The sequence below is a fragment of the Oenococcus oeni DSM 20252 = AWRIB129 genome (genome assembly GCF_000372485.1).
Lineage (GTDB): Bacteria > Bacillota > Bacilli > Lactobacillales > Lactobacillaceae > Oenococcus > Oenococcus oeni.
On sequence record NZ_AQVA01000007.1, the window covers coordinates 1 to 11,791 of the forward strand.

Below are 11,791 nucleotides of genomic sequence, written 5' to 3' on the forward strand. Positions count from 1 at the left end.
ACTTTTTAAATTGCAAAGTATGGTTTTAATTGCCATTGCTTTTGTTCTTGGCTGCAGCGAATACATTATTGTCGGTATTCTGGACAATTTGGCCAAGCAATTTCAAATTGGAATTAGTCAGGTGGGTTATCTGGTCACAGGCTTCGCTTTAGTCTACGCCATTAGCACGCCTTTAATCACACTGGCAATTGGTAAAAAAAGTCTTTATAAGGCTCTTTTGATTTTGTTATCGATTTTTATCGTCGGAAACTTGCTGACAGCCGTTGCCAATAGCTACATAATTCTGGCCGTCTCTCGACTTATAACGGCAACCAGTTCCGGGGCCTGTATCGCTGTTGCTTTGGCTTTTGCCAACTTTATTGCACCAATTAAAAAGAGAGGTTGGCTAGTTTCGTGGGTCTTTTCCGGTTTTAGCATCGCTTCGGTTTTCGGAGTCCCTTTTGGAACCTGGATCAGTAAAAATTATGGTTGGCGATATTCTTTTTATGCAATTATCTTAGTCAGCATTATTATTCTATTCTTTTCGATTCTGCTTCTTCCTAAAAATATTCATCAACAGGCCAGCAAAAACTTCAAAGAACAACTACGAATTTTTGGTGACAGGAGAATTCAGATTGGCATGTTTTTACCAATGTTCAATTTAGCGGGAATTTATGTTTTCTATACTTACCTGCAACCGATTCTTTCTCATATCTTACTTGTTAAAGAAAATTTTTTAACATTAACATTATTTTTGTATGGCCTCATGGCATTAATTAGTAATCAACTAAGCGGAAAAATTTCAAGTAGTTCCGGTCTGAAAAAAATGCCGGAAATATACATAGGTCAATTCCTGTTACTAGTACTGTTTCCTTTTCTAGCAGTCGTTCCCTTTATTGGAATGATTGTTGTTATGCTTTTAGGAGTTAGTATGTATCTGCTAAATTCACCAATCCAAATCTTTTTTCTAACGGTTGCTGAAGCCGATTACCCGCAATCTTTGATATTAGCCTCATCGCTTAATTCCATTTTTGCTAATTTCGGGATTGCTTTAGGATCGGCTACCGGTGGAATTGTAACTGAATACTTCAGTTTAAATAAAATCGCACCTATTGGGTCGCTTTACGTTCTAATTGCTCTGGTTTTGACACTAATTCTCGAACGAATCGGAAAACTGTCAACCCATAAATTTAATATGATATAAAATTTCATAAATAATTCCTAGTTTTCATTCAATGATATATTTTCTTAGTTTTTCCTCAATTCAAATATTCAAAAAGCAACTTTACGATAATCGTTCTTTATATATTTCGACATTCTATGCTGCACTATCGATAATGGATTAGAAATATAATTAGAGGCAGGTAGGTCACTATAAGAACTCGATCCATTCTGAGCAAAAAGAGCCATCTCGGAAGGAGATCAATTGTCAAAAAATAAAAGCGACCAAAGAGGCAATTTATGATAAATTTCGGAATTATCGGCGCTGGCAATATTGCCAACCGCTTCGCAGACAGTTTGAGCCATTTTAAGGATGCTAATTTATATGCCGTTGCTTGTCGTGGAATTGAAAAAGCAGCTGCCTTCCAAAGAAAGCATCCCTGCCAATTAATCTACGATGATTATGATGAGCTCTTGTCCAATAAAGATATCGATATTGTTTATATCGCTGTACCTCATGGTTTTCACTATTTATGGATATCGAAGGCCCTTAAAAAAGGAAAAGCTGTGCTCTGCGAAAAACCTGCCACGCTCAACGCCGAGCAGATGAAATCGGTTCAAAAATTAGCAGAAGCAAAAAATATTTTCTTTATGGAAGCAATGAAAAGCCGTTTTACACCAGCATATCAAGAGATAAAAACAATCATTAACAATGGCGAAATCGGCAAAATAATCAGTATCGACAGCTCCTTTTGTCGGGAAATATCTAAAAAAACAGCAACTTATCATTTCCAGCCAATTCAAGGCGGCTGTTTGTTAGATATTGGAATTTATAATGTTGCCCTGACCGAAGACTTTGCCAAAACGCTGCCTAAGGTCGAAGTGCTGGAGAACAAAATGGATATCAGCGGTGTTGAATCATATACCAAGGCAAAGCTTCTGTTCCCAAACCTTTCGGCGACCATTGAGTGTGCCTTTGACCGGAACAAACAAACCGAAGCTACGATCAAAGGAGAAAAAGGTCAAATAGAAATCAAAAATTTTCATCGAGCCGAATCCTTTATCGTAAAGACATCCAGTGGGACAAAAAATTATCATATAGCTTATGAACAAGATGATTTTCATGGCGAAATCGCTCATGTGATTCAGTGTTATGGCAAAAATAAGACCGAAAGCAATAATATGCCAATCAGCGATTCGGTCAACTGTGCGCTAATCATTGAGAAAATCAAAAATCAAATCCCAGAATTAGCTGTTTGATAGTGGTTGTGTGATATTCCAACTTGGGGACGCTTTAATTAAAATGGATCAAAAGAATAAACTGGATTTTTGCGCATTTTTTTGTAATTAATTGAATCGAATATACAAAGAAGGAGTATCTAGTTGGATGTTTTTTAACGCAATAAATCCTTGCTGGCAATCATCTGTTTGACTGGATAGAATGATGCTGAAAGAAGGGTTTATGGTATTCAGTGAAATTATCTCCAGTAAAAGAAGAGAATTGGGCATGACTCAAGATCAAGTAGCCGAACTTTTGTATGTCAGCCGCCAAGCCTTATCGAACTGGGAAAAAGGTAAAAATTATCCGGATCTGGATACCTTGGTTGAACTAAGCAAAATATACGACCTGTCTTTAGATGTATTGATTAAAGGAGACAAAAAGGTTATGAAAAAAGTTCAGGAAGATTCGCAGGATCTTAGAAAACAAAAGAAATTAAGAGTGCTCGATATCTCTTTGGCCGCTGTAATCATAATCTTAATCCTGGTTCCGGTCTTATTGAACTTTTTTGGTGATAGAAACATTTTGAATGGTCATCTTATGAGCGGCCTGATGTCTATCCTGATTATGTATATTATGATTGCTGCTTTGTGGCATTATCATCTGGCCTATCCAGGGCCAATTAGTAAACAAGCACCGATTCTGATTCCTAAAAGTTTTGGGATTGGCTTGACGATAAATCCGCAAAGTCCGATCGGATTGGCAATCTGGATTATTTTATTAGTTATTATCGTAATAGCGTTCATGCCAATGATTTTTTGATAATGGAACCGAAATAAAATGACTTTGTTTAATAGTAAAGTAAATAGCTATTTTGGAAAACTGAGGCATATGCCTAATCAAACTCGTGCTTTGAAACAAATTAATTCTATAAAGGTTCAAGATATTATCGATAAGGTCTTAATCATTTAAACTTTCAGCAACTAATGCCCATATATTTTCAAACTGTTGTTCGGATTGCTCGTTCCATAAGAAAGCCAGTTTAGGAGCTGAAAAGAGAATAAAGGCTTCAATAACGGCAAGAGCTTTATCTCTATTTTCCCATCCTGTTGCTGCCAATAAACTATTTATTAATGCATTCATATGTTCTTGTAATAATTTAGGATTGGAATCAATGTACTCCGTATATAGCTTAAACATTTCTGGATCCTTCTGATAGGCCAATATTTTTTGAGTAAACAGAGTCCACAACCAATCATGAACAATGTCTGCTTTAGTGTTATAAGGGCTTTTGTTGAAAGGAAATAATTTGATTAACAACGCATCAAGCCATTCCTGAGCTAATGCACTTAAAAGAGCATTTTTGTTTGGAAAATATTTGTATAAAGCTGCATGGCTTGTACCAAGTACTCTGGCAATATCGGTCAAAGAAACCGAATCGATGCCCTTTTGCTTTATTAATTGTGTTGCTTCATCCAGGATGTTTTTTTTAGATAATTTATTCATTTTGTCTTTAAGTTACATAATTTGACTTTTGTAACCTACTTGTTTATACTCCTTTTTAGTTACATTTATTAGAAATTGTAACCTAATAAGGAGCACTTTACAATGGAATTAAAAAATAAAAAAATTGTTGTGACGGGCGGAACTTCGGGGATTGGATTAGCTTTTGCCAAGAAATTGGCGGCTATCGACAATCAGATAATTATTGGCAGTCGTTCAAAAGAAAAAATCACTGAAGTAGTTAAAGATAATAAGAATATCAGTGGTTACCAAGTAGATGTGAGCGACCAGGAGAGCGTAGAGCGATTTTACAAGCAGACAATTTCAGAATTTAAAAACATCGATATTGTTATTAATTCAGCTGGTATTATGAGACATTATAATTTGCTTGATGAAAAAACAACTTCTCAAAAACTTCAAGCTGAGATCCAAACAAACTTGATTGGAACAATAAATATTGACAAAATATTTCTGCCGATTTTACGTAAACAAGCAGAATCGATGATCGTTAATATAAGTTCCGGATTAGCCAATCTTAGTTCGGCAGCACATCCAATATATTCAGCTACTAAAGCAGGCGTACATATGTTTACTGACGCTTTGAGGGAACAATTACACTTTGCCGGCGAAGACCATATTCATATAGTGGAATTAGTACCTCCGCTGGTAGCTGAAACAAATCTCGAAAAAGATGTTAATTCACAAAATACACCACTTAATATAAAACTATCTGACTTAATAAATGAAGCCATTCAAGGAATTGAAGAAAATTCAATCCGCATTAATGCAGGTATGGCAAAAGAGATGAGAAAGATGGGCCAAACCGATCCTGATAAAAACGAAAGAGAAATGGCAACTATGATGATTCCAATGTATTTTCCTGATGGATTAAAGTGAGGTTTTATAATGAATAATACTGATTTGCCACAAGTAATTAATCAATTTGTTGAATATACTAATTCCGAAAACTCAAAAGATTTTATCAATTTGTTCGCCGAAGAAGCGATTTTAAATGATTGGGGACGTATTTTTAAAGGTCGTGATTCAATTTCAGAATGGAACAAAAATGAAAATATTGGTAAAAAATCCCGCTTCCAGATATTAGATAGTCATGAAACAGCTGTTAATAATTGGATGGTTCAAATAAAGGTAAACGGAAACGGTTTTAATGGCACCGGACCAATGGAATTTAAAATTAGCGATAACCATATTTTATCGATTAGAATATTACCCAACTAATCCATTTTTAAACGATTTTTCTAACATGCGTTTTTCCGGGAACGTCCAGAGAGTCACTGCTAACCGCAGACCGCCCACTTGTTTATTGACGAAAGCGAAGAAACAAATCAGGATAGGAATACGGCAAGTCGCTTATGTATTAATTTACAGGAGCGATTTTTAGAGTCTCAACTTTCGTCACCAGTTTTTGCCTTAAACACTTCTTAGGACTGAAAAAGATAAATAAATAATAGCTTTCTTAAAGATCAAATATTCCCTGTACTTTGACGTTCTTCAATTTTTGTTTCTGTATATTTGGATTTTAATTCGGGGTTCAACAACATCTTCATGCTCTCAACTCCCATTGTATAAAAAGACTGAGTAACACTCGTTAAATTGGGGTCAACAATATTCACAGCATCGGTCCCATCAATGCTCATGACAGAAAGCTGCTGCGGTACCTTGAAACCGATCTTTTTCGCTTGATTAATAATCCCGATTGCAACTAAATCGCTTGCTCCGATAATTGCTGTTAATTCAGTATCGGAACCATAATATTTCATTGCCTGAACACCATCGTCATATGAATAATTACCGGAAAATATCCAATTTTCATTAGAAGGAAGAGAATGTTCATTTAAAGCCCGAAGATAGCCGTTTATTCGCTGGCGGCCAATAAACGTATTTGGTTCCAAAGCCGCCAAACCAATTTTTTTGTGCCCTTTATTAATCAAAAAATTGGCCGCTTGATAGCCGATTTGAAAATCGTCAGAAGCAATAAATCTAATATTCTCGCTTTGAACTGCTATTGAAACATATACATACGGAATATTAGAACTGTTTAATAATTCTTGATTTTCCTTTTCCAATTGAGAAGATAACAACAAGATACCATTCACTGATCTCTCAATCACCGTTGTTAGGGCTCTTTTTTGTTTCTCCCGATCATTATTTCCGATATATAAAATAATTACGCTTAAATCAATTTTAAAGGCTTCATTTTGAATTCCTTCAATAATACTATTTGAAAAAGTTGTTTTTGTGTCTGGAAGGATAACGGCAATTACTTTACTTTTCATCGTAACTAACTCAACAGCAGCCGTATTTTTTCTATACCCTAAATCTCTAATAGCTTTTTTAACTTTTTTTTCGGTTTTTTCAGAATAAAAAAAATCTTTTCCAGAAAGTACTCGTGAAACCGTTGCAGTTGAGACCCCGGCAGCTTTGGCGACATCTTTAATTGTCACAGACATTAAGCTCTCCCATTTGAATATCTTTATAAATAAAGTCTAACATTATGAGTATTTTTTATTTTTACAGTAAACGTTTACTATCTTGTTAAAAAGCCATTGTAAACGTTTACTGTATGTGCTAATATTCTTTTTTGTAAACGTTTACTTAAAAACTTAAAGAAATTATTTTAGTTTAAGGAGAATAATTTATGAATTTGAGCCATGCTTCTGATTCAAAAATTTCTGCGGACATCCCTTTAGTAAATAAAAAAGAGAAACCGTTAATAAAAAATACAGACAAAGAAGAGAAACACCATCTTCCAAAACTTCGATTATCAACAATTTTTGCCATGACCTTTGGTTTCTTCGGTATTAACATGGCGTTTTCTCTGCAATCTTCCCAATTAGGAAGAATATTTCAAACAATTGGCGCCAATCCGAATAATTTAGGCTTTTTCTTTATTCTGCCGCCCCTTGCAGGCATGGTGATTCAACCTCTAATTGGAAAATATTCTGATAGAACCTGGAACCGATTTGGCCGAAGAATGCCTTATCTATTAATTGGTGCTCCGGCCGCAGCAATTGTTCTAATTTTGTTGCCCAACGCTGGATCATTTGGATTTGGATATGCATCCGTAGCTGCACTATGTTTTGGTGCTGTAGCAACATTATTTATGGATTTAACTTCCAATATTTGTATGCAGCCATTCAAAATGATTATTGGCGATATGGTGAATGAAGATCAAAAAGATCTGGCCTGGTCTTGGCAACAATCATTTTCAAATTTAGGTGGCGTTTTGGCTGCTGTAATTCCTTTTGTTTTAACGTTGGTTGGAATTTCCAATACTGCGCCTAAGGGTGAAGTTCCCTTAACAGTCAAAATTGCTTTTTATTCCGCTGCCATAATTTTACTGGTCACATCTTTACTCACAATTATAAAAGTTCACGAATATGATCCAAAAACATATGCCCAGTATCATGAAATCGACTTACAAGCTCAAAAGAAATCTCCAAGTCTTGTTAAATTATTAAAAGATGCTCCGAGAGCTTTTTGGGAAACCTCGGTTGTCGAGTTTTTTTCCTGGTTTGCGATCCTGTATCTCTGGACATATGCGACTGGTGCTATTTCGCTTAATGTTTGGCACACCAGTAATGCTTCTTCTGCCGGGTATCAAGCAGCCGGAAACTGGTACGGAGTTTTGACTTGTATAATGTCTATCGCTGCCGTGATTTGGGGAATTGTAGTCCAAGCCAGAACCAAACCAACATCTCGAAAATTCTGGTATTCATTTGGGCTCTTAGCCGGCGCCGTCGGATACTTTATGATTTATTTTATTCACAATAAGTGGTTAATGATTATTCCTTTTTGCTTAATTGGAATTTCTTACCTTGTTATCAATACCCAACCCTTCTCTTTATTGACTGAAGCACTGAACGGTCAACATGAAGGTTCATATTTAGGCCTGTTTAATTGTAGTATCTGTTTGCCTCAAATTTGTGCTTCAGTTGCCAGCTTCTGGCTTTTTCCGTTAATGGGTCAATCAATGCCGGCAATGTTCCTAGTAGGTGGGACTTCTCTCGTCTTAGGCGCTATCAGCGTAAGATTTGTTCATTCAAGATTTTAAAATAAGTAATATTAATTTCTAGAAAGGTATTTAAAATGTCAAAAAAACAATGGTTTAAAGATACAGTAGTTTATCAAGTATACCCAATGAGTTTCCAGGATAGCGATAACGATGGAATTGGCGACCTGCCGGGGATTACAAAACGACTTGACTATATCAAAAAACTAGGTGCCGATGTCATTTGGTTAAACCCGATTTATGAGTCACCCAACAAAGACAACGGATATGATATTGCCAATTATCGAGCTATCAACCCGGAGTACGGATCGATGAATGATTTTGATGATTTACTTAACAAAGCTCACCAATTAAACCTTAAAATTATGATGGATCTAGTCGTTAACCATACTTCCGATCAACATCATTGGTTCCAGGAAAGTAAAAAAACCAAAGACAATCCGTTTTCCGATTTTTATATTTGGAGAGATCCGGTAGATGGTCACGAACCTAATAATTGGTTGGCCGCATTTGGTGGTTCAGCATGGACTTATGTTCCGGAACGCAAACAATATTATTTGCATTTGTTTGCAACCGGTCAACCGGATCTCAATTGGGAGAATCCGGATGTTCGCCAAGCAGTCTTTGATATAGAACGTTTTTGGCTCGATAAAGGGGTTGATGGTTTTAGAATGGACGTTATTAATCTTATTTCAAAACCAAAGGGTCTGCCTGATGTTCCGGAACCTGCCACCGCAGGAAAGACGATGGATTTCGTAGCGGATGGGCATCGCCTAAATGAGTTTTTGAGTCAAATGAACAGCGAAGTATTGTCCAAATATGACACTATAACGGTTGGTGAAATGCCTGGATCAACTACTGAAGACGCTATTAAATACACGGGCCTTAACAGCCATGAACTGAATATGGTATTTCAGTTTGAGCATGTCGGTTTAAGTCCCAATCCGGATGTTAGATTGGGAAAGTGGAATGACCAGCCTGTTAAACTGACTGAATTAAAAGCCTCGTTGAACAGATGGCAAACTGGTCTTGACGGCAAAGGATGGAACAGCCTTTACTGGAACAATCACGATCAACCTCGGGCAGTATCCCGTTTTGGAAATGACGATCCTAAGTATCGTGTTCTATCGGCCAAAATGCTGGCTACAACTCTTCACTTGATGCAGGGCACTCCTTATGTATATCAGGGTGAGGAGCTTGGAATGACAAATGCTCACTTCACAAAATTAAATCAATACGAGGATATCGAATCTATTAATTTTTATCATGAGTTGGTCGAACAAGAAAAAATTGTCGATGGGCCAACAATGCTAAAATATCTGGCAAATATTTCACGTGATAATGCCCGTACGCCAATGCAATGGAACGATAAAAACAATGCCGGATTCTCAAGTGCAAAACCATGGTTTGCCCTTAACCCTAATTACAAATCAATTAACGTTGAGGATTCATTGGCTGACAAAAATTCCGTATTCTATTATTATCAAAAATTAATTAAGCTTCGTCACAATAATGAAATAATCAAATATGGAAGCTTCGAGGAAATAGACCCCGATGACGATCAAGTATACGCATATCGTCGTCATTACGAAGGAAAAACTTTGTTACTTATAAGCAATTTTACCGATAAAATCGTAAGTCGCGATTACGGTCAATCGAACGCTTCAAGTTTGCTTATAGATAATTATGAAGATGATAAAGTAAACGAGTTAAGACCGTATGAGGCGAAAGCTTATCTATTTAAATGAAGCAGATACAGAATATAAACAAAATTTACTGATCTTGAATTTGCTATAAATTCTGGTCATGTAATTTTTGTTTGATGATTAATGAGTTCCGCTACTAAAAAAACAGTCCGAGCTCATTTTTTATTCGGCTGCTTTATTGTTCGGATAATATCAAAATCATTCTTGCCAAACTCCAATTCCAAACACTAACTTTATTGATCTATAATAAAATTAACTGAGGTCCTTCTTTTTGAGGGTACCGAAATTTTCCACTTAAATCTTTGTCGAGCTTCGATTAAATTATGAATTAAAAAATCAAGCCCCTAAATCTTTTTTATCATTTTCAAAAATCTTGGAGAGTAGAGTGTTAATTTGTTAGAAAATTTAAATTCATGGTTGATTCTGTTTCCAGCTGGAATCCTGGCGGGAATTTTAAGTTCGGTAACCGGCTTAGCCTCGCTGGTATCTTATCCAGCCTTATTAGTAATTGGAGTTCCGCCAGTTTTTGCCAATGTAACTAATACAGCCGCCTTAGTCCTGACTGGTTTAGGTTCCAGTACATCTTCCCAAAAGGAGTTAAAAAACCATAAAAAAGAACTTTTAAAAATATTACCGCTGACGATAATCGGAAGTATCTTCGGATCATTTATATTGTTAATCGAGCCTGCATCGTCTTTTACTCATATTGTGCCTTTCTTTATTTTATTTGCCGGTTTATTATTGTTGTTTCCGGCCAATAAAGAAAGAAAAGAAATCGAGAATCAAACATTAAAAAAAGTAAATGGAAAAAATTCTGTTATTTTGAAAAAAATAGCTTATGTAATCGCTGTTTTCCTGGTTGGAGCTTATGGTGGTTATTTTGGAGCCGCCGCCGGAGTCATTATGCTGGCAATTTTTTCAATTACCAGTAAATCAGGATTCCCTGTTTATAACGCTTTAAAAAATGTTTCCCTAGGTTTTTCTAACTTAGTTGCCACGATAATATACGCTTTTAGGTCGCACATTTATTGGTTGCTGGTAATTCCTTTGGGTGCTGGCCTGTTTTTAGGGGGATATATCGGTCCAAAAATAGTCAGAATGTTTCCTGAAAAAATTATTAAAGCAGCTGTAGCTTTGGGAGCAATTATATTAGCTGCCAGTCTTTTCATTCAAGCTTATTAAGGTAAAAGATATCTCCGTAATTTTTTTATTCCGGAATTGTTTTAGAAATAAAGCCATCAGCTTTTCTAAGTTGCTCATTTGCCTCTTTTTTGGGAAGATTTGTCAAAATCATAACAATCGCTAATTTAACATTTCGATCTGCTTTTTCAAAAACTTCAGCAGCCGTGGCTTCATCGCAATTAGTTGCCTGACAAATAATTCGTTTACTCCGAATCAGCAACTTCTCATTAGTGGGGCGCACATCGACCATAAGATTCTTATATACTTTGCCGATGCCGACCATGGCTCCGGTTGAAAGCATGTTTAAAACCAGTTTCTGAGCAGTCCCTGCTTTTAGACGGGTTGAACCAGTTAAAATTTCCGGACCAACAGGGACCTCGATAGCAATTTGCGCGTGTTTGGATATTTCGGAATTTTGATTACAGGCCAGGCTGATGGTTGCGGCTCCAAGACTGTCGGCATAATCTAAACCGCCAATAACATATGGAGTGCGACCACTCGCAGCAATTCCGACAACCACATCGGCGGCTGTTAATGCACGTTTTTTAAGATCGGAAGAAGCGAGTTTATCATCATCTTCAGCGCCCTCTACAGCAAGCGTCATTGCAGAAGGGCCACCGGCAATTAATCCCTGTACCATCTCAGCTTCAATTCCAAAAGTCGGTACGCACTCAACAGCATCCAAAACGCCTAAACGTCCACTGGTTCCGGCTCCTATATAAAATAAACGTCCGCCTTGTTTAAAATGTTTGGTAATACTGTCGATAGCATTTTCAATTGTTGCCAATGAATTAGCAACACTCAAAGGAACGCTTTGATCCTCCTGGTTCATAATAGTAGCGAATTCATGAATCGTCATCCTGTCTAAATTCATTGTTCTTTTATTACGTGCTTCAGTCGTTAATTTTGAAAGATCCATTTGTATTGCCTTAGTCCGTGAAGGATAAATTGAGATTATTTTTTATATGAAGACAGCCATCATTGCTTTGTTTAACTTTCGAGCAAAAC

11 protein-coding genes are annotated in these 11,791 nt (G+C 36.5%); 8 read left to right on the forward strand and 3 right to left on the reverse strand.

Annotated elements, in window-relative coordinates; all coding sequences use genetic code 11:
• The 3 genes from A3G9_RS0105565 to A3G9_RS0105575 form a co-directional block, all read left to right on the forward strand.
• On the forward strand, positions 1-1,183 hold a 1,183-nt coding region (locus A3G9_RS0105565; protein ID WP_018025257.1), incomplete at its 5' end, for an MFS transporter.
• Positions 1,184-1,440: 257 nt separating this feature from the next.
• Complete coding sequence (locus A3G9_RS0105570; protein WP_002821509.1) at positions 1,441-2,400, forward strand: Gfo/Idh/MocA family protein; 960 nt, start codon at positions 1,441-1,443, stop codon at positions 2,398-2,400.
• Positions 2,401-2,584: 184 nt separating this feature from the next.
• Positions 2,585-3,181, forward strand: coding sequence for a helix-turn-helix domain-containing protein (locus A3G9_RS0105575; protein WP_002821508.1), 597 nt, complete (start codon positions 2,585-2,587; stop codon positions 3,179-3,181).
• Positions 3,182-3,319: 138 nt separating this feature from the next.
• On the opposite strand, the gene A3G9_RS0105585 is transcribed toward A3G9_RS0105575, so the two are convergent.
• Positions 3,320-3,865 carry a TetR/AcrR family transcriptional regulator gene (locus A3G9_RS0105585; protein WP_002817975.1) on the reverse strand — a complete coding sequence of 182 codons (546 nt, stop codon included), beginning with the start codon at positions 3,863-3,865 and terminating at the stop codon, positions 3,320-3,322.
• A 102-nt stretch (positions 3,866-3,967) separates the two neighbouring features.
• Between A3G9_RS0105585 and A3G9_RS0105590 the strand changes: the two genes are divergently transcribed.
• Both A3G9_RS0105590 and A3G9_RS0105595 read left to right on the forward strand, forming a co-directional pair.
• The gene (locus A3G9_RS0105590) at positions 3,968-4,759 is read left to right on the forward strand and encodes an SDR family NAD(P)-dependent oxidoreductase (RefSeq protein WP_002817974.1); all 792 of its coding nucleotides are present in this window, start codon (positions 3,968-3,970) and stop codon (positions 4,757-4,759) included.
• Between the two features lie 9 nt (positions 4,760-4,768).
• Entirely contained in the window at positions 4,769-5,101 is a 333-nt protein-coding gene (locus A3G9_RS0105595) for a hypothetical protein (RefSeq protein ID WP_002817972.1), read from the forward strand.
• A gap of 245 nt (positions 5,102-5,346) precedes the next feature.
• Here the strand turns inward: A3G9_RS0105595 and A3G9_RS0105600 are convergent, their stop codons facing one another.
• Positions 5,347-6,333, reverse strand: coding sequence for a LacI family DNA-binding transcriptional regulator (locus A3G9_RS0105600; protein WP_002817971.1), 987 nt, complete (start codon positions 6,331-6,333; stop codon positions 5,347-5,349).
• Between the two features lie 188 nt (positions 6,334-6,521).
• On the opposite strand from A3G9_RS0105600, the gene A3G9_RS0105605 reads away from it, so the two are divergent.
• From A3G9_RS0105605 to A3G9_RS0105615, 3 genes are all read left to right on the forward strand, one after another.
• The gene (locus A3G9_RS0105605) at positions 6,522-7,937 is read left to right on the forward strand and encodes an SLC45 family MFS transporter (RefSeq protein ID WP_002821507.1); all 1,416 of its coding nucleotides are present in this window, start codon (positions 6,522-6,524) and stop codon (positions 7,935-7,937) included.
• A 35-nt stretch (positions 7,938-7,972) separates the two neighbouring features.
• Positions 7,973-9,643 carry a glycoside hydrolase family 13 protein gene (locus A3G9_RS0105610; protein WP_002817968.1) on the forward strand — a complete coding sequence of 557 codons (1,671 nt, stop codon included), beginning with the start codon at positions 7,973-7,975 and terminating at the stop codon, positions 9,641-9,643.
• A gap of 351 nt (positions 9,644-9,994) precedes the next feature.
• Positions 9,995-10,783, forward strand: a complete 789-nt coding sequence (locus tag A3G9_RS0105615; RefSeq protein WP_002821505.1) for a sulfite exporter TauE/SafE family protein — start codon at positions 9,995-9,997, stop codon at positions 10,781-10,783.
• A 25-nt stretch (positions 10,784-10,808) separates the two neighbouring features.
• Here A3G9_RS0105615 and murQ read toward each other — a convergent pair whose 3' ends face one another.
• The gene (murQ, locus tag A3G9_RS0105620; protein WP_026163839.1) at positions 10,809-11,708 is read right to left on the reverse strand and encodes an N-acetylmuramic acid 6-phosphate etherase; all 900 of its coding nucleotides are present in this window, start codon (positions 11,706-11,708) and stop codon (positions 10,809-10,811) included.
• Between the last annotated feature and the right edge of the window lie 83 nt (positions 11,709-11,791).

What these genes read in the sequence shown, in the direction of transcription:
- A3G9_RS0105570 (WP_002821509.1), top strand. Translation starts at nt 1,441, where the DNA reads ATGATAAATTTCGGAATTATCGGCGCTGGCAATATTGCCAACCGCTTC.
- A3G9_RS0105575 (WP_002821508.1), top strand. Translation starts at nt 2,585, where the DNA reads ATGCTGAAAGAAGGGTTTATGGTATTCAGTGAAATTATCTCCAGTAAA.
- A3G9_RS0105585 (WP_002817975.1), bottom strand. Translation starts at nt 3,865, where the DNA reads ATGAATAAATTATCTAAAAAAAACATCCTGGATGAAGCAACACAATTA.
- A3G9_RS0105590 (WP_002817974.1), top strand. Translation starts at nt 3,968, where the DNA reads ATGGAATTAAAAAATAAAAAAATTGTTGTGACGGGCGGAACTTCGGGG.
- A3G9_RS0105595 (WP_002817972.1), top strand. Translation starts at nt 4,769, where the DNA reads ATGAATAATACTGATTTGCCACAAGTAATTAATCAATTTGTTGAATAT.
- A3G9_RS0105600 (WP_002817971.1), bottom strand. Translation starts at nt 6,333, where the DNA reads ATGTCTGTGACAATTAAAGATGTCGCCAAAGCTGCCGGGGTCTCAACT.
- A3G9_RS0105605 (WP_002821507.1), top strand. Translation starts at nt 6,522, where the DNA reads ATGAATTTGAGCCATGCTTCTGATTCAAAAATTTCTGCGGACATCCCT.
- A3G9_RS0105610 (WP_002817968.1), top strand. Translation starts at nt 7,973, where the DNA reads ATGTCAAAAAAACAATGGTTTAAAGATACAGTAGTTTATCAAGTATAC.